This is a genomic window from Collinsella aerofaciens ATCC 25986, assembly GCF_964237925.1.
Taxonomy (GTDB): domain Bacteria; phylum Actinomycetota; class Coriobacteriia; order Coriobacteriales; family Coriobacteriaceae; genus Collinsella; species Collinsella aerofaciens_BJ.
The window spans coordinates 18,546-35,757 of record NZ_CAXSKI010000015.1; the positions used below are offsets into that span (position 1 = coordinate 18,546).

The 17,212-nt window shown below is 61.9% G+C and carries 10 protein-coding genes; 5 read left to right on the plus strand and 5 right to left on the minus strand.

Annotated elements, in window-relative coordinates; translation table 11 throughout:
* Positions 1-51 precede the first annotated feature (51 nt).
* Positions 52-1,659 carry an L-serine ammonia-lyase, iron-sulfur-dependent, subunit alpha gene (sdaAA, locus tag ACESWY_RS07755; protein WP_138112491.1) on the minus strand — a complete coding sequence of 536 codons (1,608 nt, stop codon included), beginning with the start codon at positions 1,657-1,659 and terminating at the stop codon, positions 52-54.
* 311 nt (positions 1,660-1,970) lie between these two features.
* Positions 1,971-3,251, minus strand: a complete 1,281-nt coding sequence (gene metK, locus ACESWY_RS07760; protein WP_022094972.1) for a methionine adenosyltransferase — start codon at positions 3,249-3,251, stop codon at positions 1,971-1,973.
* 318 nt (positions 3,252-3,569) lie between these two features.
* Here metK and gltX point away from each other — a divergent pair, with 318 nt between their 5' ends.
* From gltX to ACESWY_RS07785, 5 genes are all read left to right on the plus strand, one after another.
* Positions 3,570-5,045 (plus strand): glutamate--tRNA ligase, encoded by a 1,476-nt coding sequence (gene gltX, locus ACESWY_RS07765; protein ID WP_138112493.1) that lies wholly within the window; start codon positions 3,570-3,572, stop codon positions 5,043-5,045.
* A gap of 88 nt (positions 5,046-5,133) precedes the next feature.
* Positions 5,134-7,587, plus strand: a complete 2,454-nt coding sequence (priA, locus tag ACESWY_RS07770) for a replication restart helicase PriA (protein WP_373093644.1) — start codon at positions 5,134-5,136, stop codon at positions 7,585-7,587.
* An 18-nt stretch (positions 7,588-7,605) separates the two neighbouring features.
* Complete coding sequence (def, locus tag ACESWY_RS07775) at positions 7,606-8,142, plus strand: peptide deformylase (RefSeq protein ID WP_055250379.1); 537 nt, start codon at positions 7,606-7,608, stop codon at positions 8,140-8,142.
* 321 nt (positions 8,143-8,463) lie between these two features.
* The gene (fmt, locus tag ACESWY_RS07780; protein ID WP_373093642.1) at positions 8,464-9,384 is read left to right on the plus strand and encodes a methionyl-tRNA formyltransferase; all 921 of its coding nucleotides are present in this window, start codon (positions 8,464-8,466) and stop codon (positions 9,382-9,384) included.
* Positions 9,381-10,781: an RsmB/NOP family class I SAM-dependent RNA methyltransferase gene (locus tag ACESWY_RS07785; protein WP_373093640.1), complete on the plus strand. Its 1,401-nt coding sequence runs from the start codon at positions 9,381-9,383 to the stop codon at positions 10,779-10,781. The genes fmt and ACESWY_RS07785 overlap by 4 nt, the downstream gene beginning before the upstream one ends.
* A 141-nt stretch (positions 10,782-10,922) precedes the next feature.
* Here the strand turns inward: ACESWY_RS07785 and ACESWY_RS07790 are convergent, their stop codons facing one another.
* The 3 genes from ACESWY_RS07790 to glgA all read right to left on the minus strand — a co-directional run bounded on the left by ACESWY_RS07790 (position 10,923) and on the right by glgA (position 17,132).
* On the minus strand, positions 10,923-11,159 hold the full coding sequence (locus tag ACESWY_RS07790; protein ID WP_022094966.1) for an FmdB family zinc ribbon protein: 237 nt from the start codon (positions 11,157-11,159) through the stop codon (positions 10,923-10,925).
* A gap of 88 nt (positions 11,160-11,247) precedes the next feature.
* Entirely contained in the window at positions 11,248-14,544 is a 3,297-nt protein-coding gene (locus ACESWY_RS07795) for a 4-alpha-glucanotransferase (RefSeq protein WP_138112503.1), read from the minus strand.
* Between the two features lie 218 nt (positions 14,545-14,762).
* On the minus strand, positions 14,763-17,132 hold the full coding sequence (gene glgA, locus ACESWY_RS07800; RefSeq protein ID WP_373093638.1) for a glycogen synthase GlgA: 2,370 nt from the start codon (positions 17,130-17,132) through the stop codon (positions 14,763-14,765).
* Between the last annotated feature and the right edge of the window lie 80 nt (positions 17,133-17,212).

Here is a 17,212-nt window from a genome sequence, read left to right on the forward strand (position 1 = left end):
GCATTCAAAAGAGGTGGGACATTTGTCCCACCTTTGAGTCGTTCTTTGCCGCTATCCGCACACACCGCATTTTGCACAGGCCGAAAGTGCGGCCGGAGCCTGCGCGATGCCGCCCTTTGCCGTCTCGCGCAGCGTGGCCGGCAACGCGTGGCCCACTGAGAGCATGACATGTGCCATCTGGTCAAACGGCACCAGGCTCTTAATGCCTGCGAGGGCGAGTTGTGCCGAGCTAAAGGCCGCTGCCACGCCGATGGCGTTGCGGTTTTGGCAGGGCACCTCCACGAGGCCACCGACGGGGTCGCAAACGAGGCCCAGCAGGTTACTCAGCGCGATGGAACTGGCGTCGAGAGCCTGCTCGGGCGTGCCGCCGAGCATCTGCACCAGAGCGGCGGCTGCCATGGCGGCGGCGCTTCCCACCTCGGCCTGGCAGCCGCCCTCGGCGCCGGCGACGCAGGCGCTCGTGGTGAGGTTGAGACCGATGGCGGCTGCGCAGTAGAGCGCGTCCATGACCTGCTCGTCGTCGAGCTGAAGGTGATCGGCGAGCGCCAGCACGCAGCCGGGCACAACACCCGCGGAGCCGGCCGTGGGGGCGGCGACGATCACGCCCATGGTAGCGGAGCGCTCGAGAACGGCCATGGCGCGGGCAACGGCGTCGGTCTGGACGGCGCCCATCAGGCTTGCACTCAAATCGTTGCGGCGGGTTGCTTCGACGAGCTTGGCCTCGCCGCCGATAAGTCCGCCGAGCGAGCGCTGCGGATTTGCGATAGGGGCTGTGGTCTCTTCGCGCATGACGTCGAGCACGCGGCGCATGGCGGCGACGGCGTGGGTCTCGCCGGTCAGACGCGCCTCGCGCACGGCCATGACGGCACCGATGCTGAGTCCCAGTTCCTCGCACGCATCGAGCAGCTGCTCGCCGTCGTCGAAGATCTCCTTTGCCGAGACACCGGGGGAGAGCGACGAGGCAGAACCGGGGAGCTCGATAAAGGTCGCGTAATCGACATTGTCGAGTTTGCGTAGCATGGGGATAACGGTGTCGTCGGGCGCGCCGTCGGTCTCAAAGACGGAGTAGGCCTGGCCGCCCACTTCGGTGCGGTAGGTACGGCAAAACGCGATGTTTACATGGGCGTAGGCGAGTAAGTTCGTGAGTGCGGCGAGTACGCCGGGAACATCCTGGTGCGCCACGAAGAGCGTGGAGTACATGCCCGAGATGTCGACGCCGACGCCGTTGATGCGGCTGATACGCATCTTCCCACCGCCCAGACTTTCGCCGCGGACCTGTGCCGTGGCGCCCGTGTCGTCTACCATGTCAATGTCGACGGTATTGGGGTGGATGGAGGCGTCGTCGCCCTTGATGTCAAAGTGATATTCGAGGCCCTGCTCGCGAGCGAGGTCGAAGGCCTGCTTGATATTCTCGTCATCGGTGTCGAGGCCTAGGATGCCCGCGACGAGCGCACGATCGGTGCCGTGGCCGCGGTAGGTGTGGGCGAAGGAGTTCCACAGGCCAAAGGTGGCTTTGGTGATGCGGCCTTCCAGCAGGCTGGCGGCAACTTGGGCGCAGCGTAGGGCGCCGGCGGTGTGCGATGAGCTGGGGCCGACCATGACGGGGCCCAAGATCTCGAATGCCGAGGTCGTAGCTAGTGTTTGCGGCTTGCCTGCCATGGCTGCTCCTTCTTTGTCCCGTCGTTCCGAGGGCTTTGGTATTTGGTCGCCTGCTCGGGCAGTCCTGCTCGCACGGAGAGCACATTAAGTGCTCTCCGGCTCGTGCGGAACTCGCGACCGACCAAATACCAAAGCCCTCGGAACTAAGGATACATGGTAGAGGCGCGTGTGCTGCAAAATTCATTAGCTGGTGACGCAGCGTGGGCTCATATCGAAGCATCTTCACCACCGTTTAAATAAAAAGAAGTACCGGTTGGGAGCGGTACTTCTTTTTTAAGCGCTTATGTCGTTGAAACCTTGGCGGTTCTTAATTACAGGCCGCAGGCTGCTTTGAGTTCTTCGACTCGATCGGTTTTCTCCCAGGTGAAGTCGGCGTCTTCGCGGCCGAAGTGACCGTAGGCTGCCGTCTTTTCGTAGATGGGGCGACGCAGGTCTAGGTCGCGGATGATTGCGCCCGGGCGCAGGTCGAAGGTCTTCTCTACGGCCTCGACGATCTTGTCCTCGGCAACATGCGCGGTACCGAAGGTGTCGACCATGATTGAGAGGGGCTTGGAAACGCCGATGGCGTAAGCAAGCTCGACTTCGCAGCGGTCGGCCAGGCCGGCGGCGACCACGTTCTTGGCGACCCAGCGCGCGGCATACGCGGCGGAGCGGTCGACCTTGGTGCAGTCCTTGCCGCTAAAGGCACCGCCGCCGTGACGGCCGTAGCCGCCGTAGGTGTCGACGATGATCTTGCGGCCGGTGAGGCCCGTGTCGCCCATGGGGCCGCCCACGACAAAGCGACCGGTGGGGTTCACGTAGATGTCCGCGTTGTCCCACGGCATGTTCTCGGCGGCCATGACCGGGGTGATGACGTGCTCGATGAGGTCGGCCTTGATCTTGCCCATGTCCTCGATCTCGGCGGCGTGCTGCGTGGAGATGACGATGGTCGTGACCTCGACGGGCTTGCCTTCCTCGTAGCGCACGGTGACCTGGGTCTTGCCGTCGGGACGCAGATAGGCGAGGGTACCGTCGTGACGCACGGCGGCCAGGCGCTCGGCCAGGCGGCTTGCCAGGTAGTGTGGCATGGGCATGAGGGTCTTGGTCTCGTTGGAGGCATAACCGAACATCATGCCCTGGTCGCCGGCACCGATCAGGTCGATCGGGTCGGTGGTAGCGCCGGTCTGGGTCTCGAAGGACTCGTCAACGCCCTGGGCGATATCGGGTGACTGTTCGTGGATGAGGCTCATAACGCCGCAGGTGTCGCAGTCAAAACCGAACTTGGCACGGTTGTAGCCAATGCGGCGGATAACACCGCGGGCGATTTCCTGTACGTCGACGTAGGCCTGGGTGCGAATCTCGCCGGCGACGATGACGGTGCCGGTGGTCACGAGGGTCTCGCAGGCGCAGCGGACGTTCTCCACGTTGGCCGGCACGCCGTTGGGGGCGATGTAGCCCTGCTCCTGGAGCTCTATTTCTTTAGCGAGGATTGCGTCGAGGACGGCGTCGCTGATCTGGTCAGCGATCTTATCGGGATGACCTTCGGTCACCGACTCCGACGTAAAAACAAAGGACCCGTGTTGGGGCGGGATGGAACGAAGTTCTTCTGACATGATTGTCCTTTCAAAAACGTGTCCCGGCGACCGTTACCATTCCGCCGGGCTCTCTATGCAAGGGCACATCATAGCGCGTAAATCAAACATTCACACCCTTTCCGCACCTACTCATTGGGGACAGACATAAATGGCCGGCCGGGTACTCATTGGGGACAGGCTTAAACGAACAGTCTTACCTAAATGCCGACAGGTTGCCCAAAGACTGGTCATTTAAGTCTGTCCCCAATGAGTAGGTCGGTGCCCTTTGTGCGGAGGTTGCTTTGATGCTTTATACTGGTGCGGTTAGACATCCATCCTGCAATCGAGGAGATTTCCATGGCATCAGACGTTCGCGTCCGCTTTGCACCCTCACCGACGGGCAAGCTGCACATCGGCGGCGCCCGCACCGCTATCTATAACTGGGCTTTCGCCCGCGCAAACGGCGGCACGTTCATCCTGCGCATCGACGACACCGACCCCACCCGCTCCACCGACGAGAACACGCAGATCATCCTGCGCGCCATGCGTTGGCTGGGCCTGGACTGGGACGAGGGTCCCGAGGTGGGCGGCGATTTTGGCCCCTACGCCCAGACCGAACGCCTGGACCTGTACAAGCAGGCTGCCCAGAAGCTTTGGGACGAGGGCAAGGCCTATCCGTGCTTCTGCACCAAGGAGCAGCTCGACGCCGATCGCAAGGCCGCGCAGGAGCGCAAGGACCCCTTCCAGGGCTATCAGCGCCGCTGCCGCGATCTTGATCCCAAGGAGGCCCGCCGCCGCATCGAGGCCGGCGAGTCCTACGTCCTGCGCATCAAGGTGCCCGAGGACCGCGGCGACGTCGTCATCCACGACGCCGTCCACGGTGAGGTGACCTTCGACGCCAAGGAGCTCGACGACTTTGTCATCTTCCGCTCCGATGGCACGCCCACGTACAACTTCGCGACCGTCGTCGACGACGCTATGATGAAGATCACCCACGTCATCCGCGGTGACGACCACCTGTCCAACACCCCGCGTCAGGTCATGGTCTACGAGGCCCTCGGCGCGCCCGTGCCCACGTTCGCCCACATCTCCATGATCCTGGGCGCCGACGGCAAGAAACTCTCCAAGCGCCACGGCGCTACCTCGGTGGAGGAGTACCGCGACGCCGGCTACCTGTCCGACGCCTTCGTCAACTACCTGGCGCTGCTCGGCTGGTCGCTCGACGGCGAGACCACGATCATCCCGCGCGATGTCCTGGCCAGCAAGTTCTCGCTCGATCGCATCTCCAAGAACCCGGCGACCTTTGACCCCAAGAAGCTCGATTGGGTCAACGCTGAGTACATCAATGGCATGTCCGATGCTCAGTTTGCCGACGAGATCATGGTCCCCGAGCTGCACGAGGCGGGTCTCATCGAGGGCAATGTCGAGTACGGCGAGGATTGGATCGATGCGCTTGCCGCCATCGTCAAGCCGCGCACCAAGATGCCGACCGACGCCGTGACCGTCGCCGCTCCCATCTTCGCTACGGCCGAGACGCTCGAGTATGACGAGAAGTCCGTCAACAAGGGCCTGGCCAAGGAGGGCATGGGTGCCATTCTGGATGCCGCCAAGGCCGCGCTCGAGGGCGTGGATGAGTGGACGGCCGCGAACATCGACGCCGCGCTTGAGCCGCTGCCCGAGCAGATGGACCTCAAGAAGCGTGTGGTGTTCCAGGCCGTGCGCGTCGCCGTCTGCGGCAACATGGTGAGCCCCCCGCTGGGCGAGACCATGGCGCTCGTCGGCCGCGACGACTGCCTGGCGCGCATCGACCGCGCCCGCACGATGGCGCTGTAGCAGCTGCGTAAACGCTTGTATCCGAGCCCCGTTCACCCGAGCGGGGCTCTTGTTTCTAAAGACGAATGGGATAGGAGGTGCTGGGGCCATGGCCGAGCAACTGTCGCTGTTTAGTTCGCCGGAACCGGAGGAGACTCCGGCGGCGCCGGCGCCCGCTGCCGCCCCGGCGCAGCCCGAGCCCTTAGCCGAACCCGTCGCCGCCTACGCGAGCGTGGTCCTCGATATCCCGACCCGAGCGCTCTCCGAGCCGTTTGCCTATGGCATTCCGCAGTCACTCGCCAACGATGCCCAGATCGGCTCCACCGTCCTAGTTCATTTTGGCAATCGTGCGGCCGCTGGATACATCGTCGACATCGCGCCCGAGCTGGGCGACCTGCAAGGTAACGACGCTCTCGACCCTTCGCGCATCAAGCCTATCGAGGCCATCCTCAGCAAGCCGCTCTTTACCGCCGAGGCTGCACGCATTGCGCGCTGGATGAGTCGCGAGTACGTCGCAACGCTTTCCGAGTGCCTGCGCCTTTTCTTGCCCCCGGGTGGAAGCCCGCGCGTGGTCAAGGGCGATGACGGCGTGTGGACCGTTGAGCGCCCCGCCGTCAAACCCATCCAAAACCGCTGGGTCATGCTCACGCCCGAGGGCTTCGACTATACGCCGCCCAAGACCGCGGTTCGCCAACGCCAGCTCATCGAGGCGCTCCAGTGCGGACCTGTCACGACGCGCGACCTCAACCTGCTCTACAGCAGCATGTCGGCGACCGTTAAGGCGCTCGAAAAACGCGGCGTCGTGGTGGTGGAGGAGCGCCGCGCCTGGCGTGGCTGCAGCGAGCAGACCATGCTGTCCTCGGCGAGCGGCAAGGCCCCGGTCGCGCTCACGAACGGCCAGCAGCAAGCACTTGCGCAGATTGAGCGCGCACGCCTGGACGCTCACGGCGACGTGGTGCTCGTGGACGGCGTCACTGGTTCCGGCAAAACCGAGGTCTACCTCTCTGCCATCGAGCGCGTGCTCGCGGCCGGCCGCTCAGCGTGCGTGCTTGTGCCCGAAATCTCGCTGACGGCCCAGACCGTCGGCCGCTTCCGCTCGCGCTTTGGCGAGACGGTCGCTGTGTTCCATTCGCGCCTTTCGGCCGGCGAGCGCCTGGACCAGTGGGATATGGTCGCCAGCGGTGCGGCCCGCGTGGTCGTTGGCGCCCGCTCGGCGCTTTTTTGCCCGCTCAGTGACCTTGGTCTCATCATCATCGACGAGGAGCACGAGATCAGCTACAAGCAGGGTTCCAGCCCGCGCTACCATGCGCGCGAAGTGGCTGCCGAGATGGCGCGCCGCTATCGCTGCCCACTCGTGTTGGGCTCGGCCACGCCTTCTGCCGAGGCCCTCGACCGCTGCCGCCGCGGCACGTATAACGGTGCCACCTGGACGCGCGTCGAGATGCCCGAGCGCCCGGGACACGCCGTGCTGCCAACGGTCCGCATTGCCGATCTGCGCCGCGAGTTCGCACACGGCAGCCGCTCCATGTTCTCTAAACCGCTGATGGAAGGCCTGGAGCGCGTAGTCGAGCGTCGCGAAAAGGCCGTGTTGCTGCACAACCGCCGCGGTTTTGCGCCGTTCCTTATGTGCCGCGAGTGCGGCTGCGTGCCCACCTGCAACCACTGCTCCACTGCGCTCACGTACCACGAGCGCACTCACACGCTGCAGTGCCACACCTGCGGATCGTCCTGGCGCGTGCAGCCCTATCCGGCGCCCACGAGTCGCTGTCCCAAGTGCGGCAGCCGCTATCTGGCAAAAATGGGGCTAGGCACACAGCAGATCGAGGACGCACTGCACCAGATGCTGCCCGACGACGTCGCCATCATTCGCATGGACGCCGATTCCACGCGCGGCAAGGACGCGCACAAAAAGCTGCTCGAGCAGTTCGATGCGGCCGATTGCGCGGTGCTGCTGGGCACCCAGATGATCGCCAAGGGTCTCGACTTTCCCGAGGTCACGCTCGTGGGCGTGGTCAATGCCGACTTTGCGCTCAAGCTTCCAGATTTTAGAGCAGGGGAGCGCGCCTACGATCTGCTGGAGCAGGTTGCGGGTCGCGCCGGTCGCGGCGATCGCCCCGGCGAGGTTATCATCCAGACATACCTGCCCGATGACCCGGTCATTCGCGCCGTCGCCGAGCATGACCGCTCGATCTTTACCGACTACGACCTGGACCAGCGCCGCGACGCCCTGTATCCGCCGTTCGTGCGCCTGGCCAACATCTTGGTATGGTCGACGAACGCGGATGACGCGCGGGACTACATCGGTCGCATCGCGAAGCTCCTCAAGCGTCGTTGGCATGCCGCCGCGCCCGACTTTTTGCGGGCGGGGAGCGCCGTGCCTCAGGTGCTTGGTCCGGCTTCGTGTGTAATCGAGAGAGCCAAGGACCGTTACCGCTTCCATCTGCTTGTAAAGTCGCCGGTAGGGTACCATGTCTCTGATGATATCGACGCCTGCCTCAAAGAGGTGGGCTCCGTGCGCGGCGTGAGCGTGAGCGTTGACGTCGACGCCTATGATTTGATGTAACAACCCGAAAGGATGGCCATGGAAGCCAACGGAATCGTACTGTCGCCCGACCCTCGTCTGCGCCAGGAGTGCGCCGTCATCGAGGAGATCACCCCGGCTATCGAGGCGCTTGCCGAGAAGATGAAGAAGATGATGTTCGACAACGGCGGTTGCGGCCTGGCTGCCCCGCAGATCGGTGAGCTCATTCAGCTCGTTACCATCGACTGCGACTACAGTGACAAGAACGACTATGACCCGTACGTGCTCATCAACCCTGTCATTGTTGAGCAGAGCGACCATCTGGTGCCGTTTAGCGAGGGCTGCCTTTCCATCCCTGGCATTAGCTGCGAGATCGAGCGTCCCGATCACGTTGTCGTCGAGGCGTATGACCTGGATGCCAACCTGATTCGCTACGAGGCCACGGGCGATCTGTTCTGCGTGTGCCTGCAGCACGAGATCGATCACCTGCACGGCAATACCATGTTCGAGCGCCTTAAGCCGATGCAGAGGATCAAGGCCGTCAAAGAGTACCAGGACGCCCTGGCCCGCGGCGCTCGACCGGGCGAGACGGAATAGGTTTGTCCGTCCCCGGGGCGCCCGCCTATATCATCCCGTGCTCAAACATTCTCGCTGCGCTGCGAAACTGCGCGCGGGACGATATAGGCGGGCGCCCCGGGGACTATGTTGACGCTGCTTGTCTCGCCCGGGTGCCGTCGGGTCGGGGAAAGGCGTCTTCGCTGATAATTGCTTTGTTGGAAGAGCTGCTTTTATTGCGGCTCTTTCTTTGGTTTTGGGTATATTTGTTCTTGTTGAATTGTTAATGCGGATGGGCTGGGTACTTGGCTTTCCGCTGTTATTTGTAGCCGTCTCGGCTTTGGTTGAGGGGAGACGTTCTTTATGCGTATTGTGTTTATGGGTACGCCTGACTTTGCTGTGCCTTCGCTGGCTTCGCTTGTTGAGGCTGGGAACGAGATTGCGCTTGTTGTTACTCGTCCCGATGCTGTTCGTGGGCGTGGTAAAAAGTTGGAGCCGTCTCCTGTTAAGGCTAAGGCGCTTGAGCTGGGGTTGCCGGTCGTTGAAGCAAATCGTATGACGCCTGAGGTTGTTGAGACGCTCCAGGCTGCCCAGGCTGACATTTTCTGTGTGGCTGCTTATGGCTGCATTTTGCCCGATGAGGTGCTGCATATGGCACCGCTCGGTATTGTGAATGTTCATGCGTCCTTGCTGCCTCGATGGCGTGGAGCCGCTCCCATTCAGCGTGCCATTCTTGCTGGTGATGAGGTTGCTGGCGTTTCTATCATGCGCATCGGGCATGGCGTGGATACTGGTGCTTATTGTGCTCAGGCTTCCACGTCGGTTGCCGGTAAGCATGCTGAGGCACTGACTATGGAGCTTGGCGAGCTGGGCGGCAAACTGCTTGCCGATACGCTTCCTTCTCTTGCCGATGGCACCGCCGTGTGGACTGAACAGGATGAGGCGCTCGTTACCCATGCTGCCAAGATTTCCAAGCTGGAGATGCGTCTGGATCCGCAGATGGCTGCGCTCGATTGCGTGCGTCATGTGCTCGCTTCGTCCGATACTGCGCCTGCTCGTTGCGTGATTGCCGGCAAGACCGTGCGCGTGCTCGATGCTGCGCCGGCTGATGTGTCGCTTGGCAAGGGCGGCGTTGACGTTAAGAATAAACGTGTTTTCCTTGGTCTTTCCGATGGCCCGGTTGAGTTGCTCGAGGTTAAGCCCGATGGCAAGCGTGCTATGGCCGCTTCCGCTTGGGCTGCCGGCCTGCAGGGTGCCGATCTTATCTGGGGTGTTTTGTCATGAGCAAGCTGTCTCCCGCGCGCAAACTTGCGCTCGATGTGCTAATGGAGGCCGATCGCCGCGGTATGTATGCGCGCGACGTGCTGTCCTCTCGCGCATCTGCCAAGGCTATTGACCAGCGCGATTCCGCTTTTGCCGCTCGTTTGGCACTGGGCGTTGCGGCTACCCAGGGTATTTTGGACGAGCTGCTCGATCAGTTTCTTGATAAGCCTAAAAAGGTTGCGCCGCGTGTTCGCATGGCACTTCGTATCTCGGCCTTCGAGATGCTCTATCTGCATACGCCTGGCCGCGTTGCGGTGAGTCAGGGCGTTGAGCTGGTGCGCAGCGGAGCTAAGTCTGCCGCCGGTTTGGCCAATGCCGTGCTCCATAAGGTCGCGGACAACGTTGAGAACTTTGCCACTGCGTCCGATGTAGATGAGTCTGAGCGACGCTTGGTTCGTCTGTCGCGCCTGATGGGTCTGCCGCGTTGGCTTTGCGCTCGTATTATGGCCTCGTTCGATACCCCAGAGGGTGCGCTCAACTTTGCTGGCAATCTGGCCCCCGCGCCGCTGGCCCTGCATGAGAACGCCTTTGCGACCAAGCCCGATCCGTATATCTCGCAGCTCGTCGCGCCTGTCTTCCCGGGCTGCCATGCCCCGGTTGATGCCCAGGTTACCGTTGCTTCGGGTGTGTTTGAGCGTGCTGCCGCGGTGGCATCTGATCTCAACGCGCAGCTTATCGCCACGGCTGCCACGCGCCCTGGAAGCTGCCTTGAGATTGGTGCCGGTCGCGGCACCAAGACCTATGTGATGATGTGCCAGGCCAAGCGTGCGGGCTATGAGCGTCAGCATACGGCGCTCGATCTGCATGATCGCAAGTGTGATCTGAATCTCGCTCGCCTGCATAAGGCCGGTATTCAGGGTGTTCGTACGGTTTCGGGTGATGCCTGCGAGCTTGATGAGGTGCTCACATCGTTTGATGCCATGCTTGGCGAGCCGGTTAAGTTCGACACGGTTTTTATCGATGCGCCGTGCTCGGGCACCGGCACCATGCGCCGTCATCCCGAGATCCCTTGGCGACTGACCGAAAAGGACGTGACGGTTGAGCTGCCCAAACTGCAACTGACGATGCTCAAGGAAGCTGCCGCGCGCGTGGCTGCCGGCGGCGAGCTCATCTATGCGACGTGCTCGGTCTTCGACGAGGAGAACACACAGGTGGTGGACGCGTTCCTTGCTTCTCCCGAGGGTGCCGGCTTTAGCGTGGCGCCGCTTTCCGAAGCACAGATTCTGCAACTCCCCGAGTTCGATCAGGCCAAGAAGCTCGTTTCCGTACGCCAGAACGATCGAGGCCTCTTCCAAAGCGTTCCCGTAAACGCCGACTCCTACGACGGCCACTTCTGCGCCAGACTGGTCCACAAGTAACGACTAAGTTGCGGTGAAATAGGGATTGAAAAGCCGCTTCTGTCCGCCAAACAGTCCTTATTTCACCGCAACTCATTAGGAAACTTGGGTAGCTAAAGAAGCAGCCCCGCGATCGGTGTCGGTCGCGGGGCTGTTTGGTTCCTAGTGGTTATGCGGGCAGTTGGCGCAGCAGCCGCTGGTGGCGCTGGTGCTGGCGCCACCGCTTCGCTGGTCGGTGTTGTAGAAACCGCTACCCTCAAATTTAATGCCGCTGGCCGAGAACGTCTTGGCCGCCGGGGCACCGCAGCTGGGGCACACGACCTCGGGAGTCTCGGACATGGGATGCTCAACCTCAAACACGTTGCCGCAGCTCGAGCACTTGTAATCGTAGCGCGCCATAATACTTCCTTTTCAGCACAAAGCGGGCAGATTACTCTGCCCGCAAAAATTCAAACGTCTGTAACTGTACCCTATATCGGGGGTTTTATCACGCTTCGCCCCAGAATCTATGGTTGTTGCGCAGGAGCTGTGCGGTTTTGTTCTCGGCGGCTGCAATGTCCGCCTCGTCAGCCTGCCAGGTCCAGTTGCCCGTGGCAACGCCCGGAACGTTCATGCGCGCGTCGTCGCCAAGCCCCAGGATATCCTGTAGTGGCATCATCACTAGGGGAGCGTCGCTTGCCAGCGCGTCGCTCATCAGCTTGGCCGCCACCTCAACACCGCTCGGCTCGTCGCCGCCCGCAAAGGAACGCGTGCACCAACCGGCCAGCGTCGACGTATCGTGCGTTGAGGTGTACAGGATCTTTCCTGGCGTGGGGTGCACGCCGCAACGGACGTCGTAATCGCTAAACTCCAGCACGTCCATGCCGGGGAAACCGCAGGTCGAAGCCATGGCGCGAACACCGGGCGTCAAATAGCCCAAGTCCTCAGCGATAAAGTTGAGCGGACCCAGCTCATCGTAGGCAGTCTGGAACAGGTCCTTGCCCGGGCCCGCCAGCCAGCGGCCGTCGGCGCAAGCCTTGCCCGCGGGGATACTAAAGTAGCTGTGGAAGCCCAGGAAGTGATCCAGGCGCACGCGGTCGTAGAGCGAAAACGCGCGACACAGGCGATCCATCCACCAGCTATAGCCGTTCTGCTTCATGTGGTCCCAGCGGAACGTCGGGTTGCCCCACACCTGGCCTTCGGGCGCAAAGTTGTCGGGCGGCGCGCCAGAAATTTCGATTGCTTTGCCGGTATCGGACAGCCAGAAGTTCTCAGGTTCGCTCCACGCGTCTGCCGAATCGTCGGACACGTACATAGGAATATCGCCGATGACCTCGATGCCTTTCTTGTGCGCATAGTTCATGAGCTCGCACCAAGCCAGGTCAAAGCGGTACTGCATGTAAGCCTGCAGCTCTGCCTCGTCGTGGAAACGCTTGTCGTCAATCAGATGCTCGTTGTAGCGCGCGACATCTGCCGGCCAATCGTGGCGCGACTCGCCCTCAAAGTTCTTTTTGACGGCCATATAGACGCAGTATTTCTCGAGCCAATCGGCATTGCGATGTTTAAAGGCGGTGTACAGCGGATCGGCATCCTCGCCTCCGCGGGCCTTCCAGGTCTCAAAGTCGGCTGCCAGCTCCTCGTGGCTCTCGGGTAGCAGGTCGATATTGCCTGCAAAGGCCGAAGGACCGGCGTAAGGGGAGCGGAAGAAGTCCGTGGGGTTGACGGGGAGAACCTGCCAGTAGCGCATACCCATGGCGGCCAGATGGTCGATAAAGCGACGCGTGGGTGCGCCGATCGTACCGGGCTTGCCGTCGTCGGTCGGCACCGATGTGATATGGCACACAACACCCGCACCGTGATCGAGCGGCTCCTGCAGGCGCTGCTCGGCATGGTGATAAATGATCGACGAGCCCAGCGGATACAGATCGAGTGTGACCGTGCCGTTGTGGATCTCGCACTCGTGACCGCTGATCACGTCACTTGCACATTCGCCGAGCGCCGGAATCGTCACGCGGTGTGAATTGCGCAGGCTGCGGTTGATGATGACGGTCGCGGACTCGCCGTCCTTACCGGTGCGCGTATAAGCGAGTACTTCGTCATTGAGCGCAAAGGCCTTGATTCCACCGTCGATCATAAACGGCAACGCGCGGCGCACAGCAGATGCGTTCTTGACGATCGCAAACGTATCGAAGTCGTGCAGGTTTTCCTTGGTCGGCATGGTGCGACGATTGCCCGGATCGGTGAGTCCCTCAAGGCCGTACTCGTCGCCATAGTAAATCGAAGGCACACCCGGGAACGTCATCTGCATGAGCGTCGCGAGCCAAAAACGACTCTTGGCCAGGCCCATGGAGTTCTCGTCCAGGCGCCACTTGCTGCGCTCGCTCTCGGGCAGCTGCGACTCGTCGGGGCCGCCGCCGAGCACCGAGATGATGCGCGGACGGTCGTGACTCGAGAGCAGATTGAGCGCGCAGGACAGGGCTTCGCGTGGATAGTTCTCACGCAGGGTTTCGATATCCTCGGCTGCCTGGTAGGCGTTCTTGTAGCCCATCAAAAAGCCGATGACCATGTCGCGGAAGGGGTAGTCCATGGCGGAGTCGAGCTCAGAGCCCTGCAGGTAGCGGCGCAAATGACCATAGCTAATCTTGTTGGAGGCGTCTTCCCAGACCTCGCCGAGCAGCAGCGCGTCGGGCTTCTCGGCGAGCACGGCTTTTTTGATCTCGGCCAGGAAGTCGTCGGAAAGCTCGTCGGCCACATCCAGGCGCCAGCCGTGAGCGCCGGCGCGCAGCCATTTACGAATAACGCCGTCCTTGCCCAGGAGCCGCTCGCGTACCAACTCGGAGCTCTCATTGATGGCGGGCATATTGCCCACGCCCCACCAACAGTCGTACGAGCCGTCCTCGTGGAAATAAAACGCATCGCGCCACGGCGAGTCCTCGCTCTGCCATGCACCGACGCCGGGATAGTTGCCGTAGCGGTTAAAGTAGATCGAGTCGTCGCCCGTATGGTTGAAGACGCCGTCCAGGATGATGGAAATGTCCAGCTTCTCGGCTGCCTCGCACAGCTCAGTAAAGTCCTGCTCGGTGCCCAGAATCGGATCGATCTTGGTGTAATCGGCGGTGTCGTAGCGGTGGTTGCTTGCGGCTTCGAAAATGGGGTTGAGGTAGATGGCTGTAAAGCCCAGCTCGGCGATGCGAGGCAGGTCTTCTTGGATACCCTTGAGCGAGCCGCCGTAAAAATCCCAGGTCTTGATGGAGCCGTCCTCGGCGCGCTCGTACACAGGCGGCTCGTTCCAGTCCTCGACCATGCGGCGCTGAATGCCCTTACGCGGTTTTTCGACCTCGGCCAGCGTGCGCTCGCGCCAGTGCTCGTCGCGGGCATAGCGATCCGGGAATATCTGGTAGACCATACCGCGCTCGTACCACTCGGGACGAACCTCACGGTGTTTGTAGACGGTGACCTGGAATGACGGCACCTCGGCGTAGTCGTAGGTTACGCCCTCGCCGCCGGTGCGGCCCTGCGGTGCGCCCAGGCGAACCTCGGGCTGGCCCTCGATATTGCAGATAAAGCTGTACCAGATAAGACAGGGCTCGGCGCACTCCAGCTCGGCGGTAAAGAAGCCGTCGCCCTCGTGCGTCATGGGATACAGAGACTCACCGATCTCATCGACCCAGGTGCGCAGCGTAAGCGTTGCCTGGTTGGGGTCGGCGTCCTCTAGAATCACCGAAAGCGAGAGGGTCGTTCCTGTGGTCACAGCGCCAAACGGAGTGCGAAACTGCGGCAGACGGCTGTTGTGAATCAATCTCATAATACGGTCCAGTTCAATAGAATCATGGCCTGCGGACCATGGGCTTTACGCACAAGTTGTAAGTATATCTGTTGTACACAGGCTGTATAAACAACATCCGTTTACCATCGGCGAACGGTTGTCCTAGAAAATCGTTTTACCAACTACCTACAGAGAAGGGGCGCCCGGTTGGAGCGCCCCTTACATAGGGTTTAATGAGGTTTTGGATCGTTTGTGGACTAGCGGCGCTTGCGGGTGGCCGTGGCCTTGCGGACGGACGTCTTCTTGGACGGAGCCTTTTTCTCTGCCGGAGCGGCGGGGGAGACCGGGGTCTCCTTGGCGGGCTCGGGCTTTGCCTCCACCTTCGGGGCAGCCTTAACCTCAGCGGCCTTCGGCGCCGGCTTGGCCTTTACCTCGGCCTTGGGCTCCTCTTTGGTGGCAGCGGACTTGGGCTCTGTCTTGGTAGCTGCGGCCTTGGTCGTGGTCTTTTTGGCCGTCGTCGTGGTGCGCTTGCGCGTGGTGGTCTTGGCGGCCGGCTTCGTCTCGACAGCCGCCTCGGTCTTGGGCTCGACGGGGGTTTCCTCGACCTTGACAGCAGACTTTGCGGCGGCCTTCGAGGTCGTCTTCGCAGCGGCCTTCGTCGCGGCAGCCTTCGTGGTCGTCGACTTCGTTGCCGTGGTCTTCTTGGCTGCCGTTGCCTTCTTGGCGGTCGTGGTCTTGGTCGCGATCGCCTTCTTAGCAGCGGTCTTTGCCGGAACCTTGGCGGCCGGCTGGGCCTCAGCGACCTCGGCCTTTACCTCGGGAGCAGCTTCGGCTTCGGCGGCCTTCTTGGCAGCGGCGGTCGTGCGCTTGCGCGTGGTCGTTGCCTTGGTAGCGGTCGTCTTTGCTGCGGCGGTCTTGGTGGCAGCAGCTTTGGTCGTCGTAGCCTTCTTGGCGGTCGTCTTGCGGGTCGTGGTCTTCTTAACTGCGGGCTTTGCAGCGGGCTTGACCTCGGCCTCTGCCTCAGGAGCAACCTCAGCCTTCACCTCAGGCTCGTCCTTTGCGGGCTCAGCCTCAACCGGCTTCTCCTCGGCCTTGGGCTCCTCAGCGGCCACCGGTTCAGCAACAGTCTCAGGCTCGTCGACAACAGCCGCCGGCCTCTCAATCTCCGGATGCATAAAGAAGTACAGGTCCAGATACTTGTCGGCCGAGCGCGTCCAGCTAAAGTCCTGGCTCATGGCCTGCGTGACCAGCTGGTTCCAGGCGTCGCGGTTATCCCAGAACAGGCGTGCCGCGCGGAACACGGCGTCGCCCATCTCGTCGCCGTTAAAGTTGCTAAACGAGAAGCCCGTGCCCTCGCCGGTAAACTCGTTGTACGGGATCACAGTGTCCTTCAGACCACCGGTCTCGCGAACAATCGGCAGGGTGCCGTAGCGCATGGCGATAATCTGCGACAGGCCGCAGGGCTCAAACTTCGAAGGCATCAGGAACATGTCGGCGGCAGCATACATGCGCTGCGACAATGCCGGATCGAACTCGATGCGAGCCGCCATGGTGCCGGGGTACTTGTCCTGGAAGTATCGCAGGCCGTCCTCGTAGTCGCGGTCGCCGGTGCCCAGCACCGCCACCTGCACGCCGCCGGTCAGGATGCGGTCGAGCGCGTACATGACCAGGTCTAGGCCCTTCTGGCGCGTCAGACGCGTGACCATGACCATAAGCGGACGGTCGTCGCGAACCTCGAGCCCCAGCTCTTCCTGCAGCTTGGCCTTGCATACGGCCTTGCCGGAACGGTCCTCCACGGTGTAGTTGGCGGCAATGCGCTTGTCGGTCGCCGGGTCAAAGCCCGCGACGTCGATGCCATTCAAAATGCCCTGCAGCGCGTAGGAACGCTCGCGCAGTACGCCGTCCAGGCCCTCGCCAAACTCGGGCGTCTGGATCTCGCTCGCGTAGGTGGGGCTCACCGTGGTGATGGCGTCGGCATAGTGCAGCGCGCCCAGCATGTAGTTGATGCTGCAGGCGTCGCAGCGCAACTGCGTGGCGGCCGCGGGAATATGCGCCACTCCCAGGATGTCCTCCATCACGGTGTCGCTAAACTGGCCCTGGAACGCCACGTTGTGGATCGAGAACACAGTCTTGACGCGGTCGTACAGCGGCAGGCCCTGGTAGAACTCGCGCAAGAACACGGGCGCCAGTGCCGTCTGCCAGTCGTTACAGTGCAGGATGTCGCACTCAAAGCCCTCGGGCAGGTGCTGCAGGCTCTCGGTAATGGCCTTGGAGAAGAACGCGAAGCGCTCGCCGTCGTCGAAGAAGCCGTACGGATAATCGCGCGCAAAGTAGCGCTCGTTGTCCACGAACATATAGGTGACGCCGTCGTGCTCGAGCTTCTCCAGCCCGCAGTACTCGTTGCGCCAGCCCAGGCTCACGTAAAAGTCGGAAAAGTGCTCCATCTGCGCCTTGTACTCATCCTTGATGGTGGCGTACTTGGGCACCATCACAATGACTTCGGCGCCGGCGCGCACGAGCGCCGCAGGCAGCGAGCCCGCCACGTCGCCCAGGCCACCGGTCTTAACAAACGGTGCGCACTCGGCCGAGGCAAACACGATCTGCATCTTTTTGCTGGAATCTGCCATATTGTCTCCCATGTTGCAATTCGAGAATAGCCGCCTGGCGCTAACCGGGCGGCTATTCTACCTGTTACGAGCGATGTTGC

Excerpts from the sequence above, each read along its gene's own strand:
- sdaAA (WP_138112491.1), bottom strand. The coding sequence starts at position 1,659 with ATGGCAGGCAAGCCGCAAACACTAGCTACGACCTCGGCATTCGAGATC.
- metK (WP_022094972.1), bottom strand. The coding sequence starts at position 3,251 with ATGTCAGAAGAACTTCGTTCCATCCCGCCCCAACACGGGTCCTTTGTT.
- gltX (WP_138112493.1), top strand. The coding sequence starts at position 3,570 with ATGGCATCAGACGTTCGCGTCCGCTTTGCACCCTCACCGACGGGCAAG.
- priA (WP_373093644.1), top strand. The coding sequence starts at position 5,134 with ATGGCCGAGCAACTGTCGCTGTTTAGTTCGCCGGAACCGGAGGAGACT.
- def (WP_055250379.1), top strand. The coding sequence starts at position 7,606 with ATGGAAGCCAACGGAATCGTACTGTCGCCCGACCCTCGTCTGCGCCAG.
- fmt (WP_373093642.1), top strand. The coding sequence starts at position 8,464 with ATGCGTATTGTGTTTATGGGTACGCCTGACTTTGCTGTGCCTTCGCTG.
- ACESWY_RS07785 (WP_373093640.1), top strand. The coding sequence starts at position 9,381 with ATGAGCAAGCTGTCTCCCGCGCGCAAACTTGCGCTCGATGTGCTAATG.
- ACESWY_RS07790 (WP_022094966.1), bottom strand. The coding sequence starts at position 11,159 with ATGGCGCGCTACGATTACAAGTGCTCGAGCTGCGGCAACGTGTTTGAG.
- ACESWY_RS07795 (WP_138112503.1), bottom strand. The coding sequence starts at position 14,544 with ATGAGATTGATTCACAACAGCCGTCTGCCGCAGTTTCGCACTCCGTTT.
- glgA (WP_373093638.1), bottom strand. The coding sequence starts at position 17,132 with ATGGCAGATTCCAGCAAAAAGATGCAGATCGTGTTTGCCTCGGCCGAG.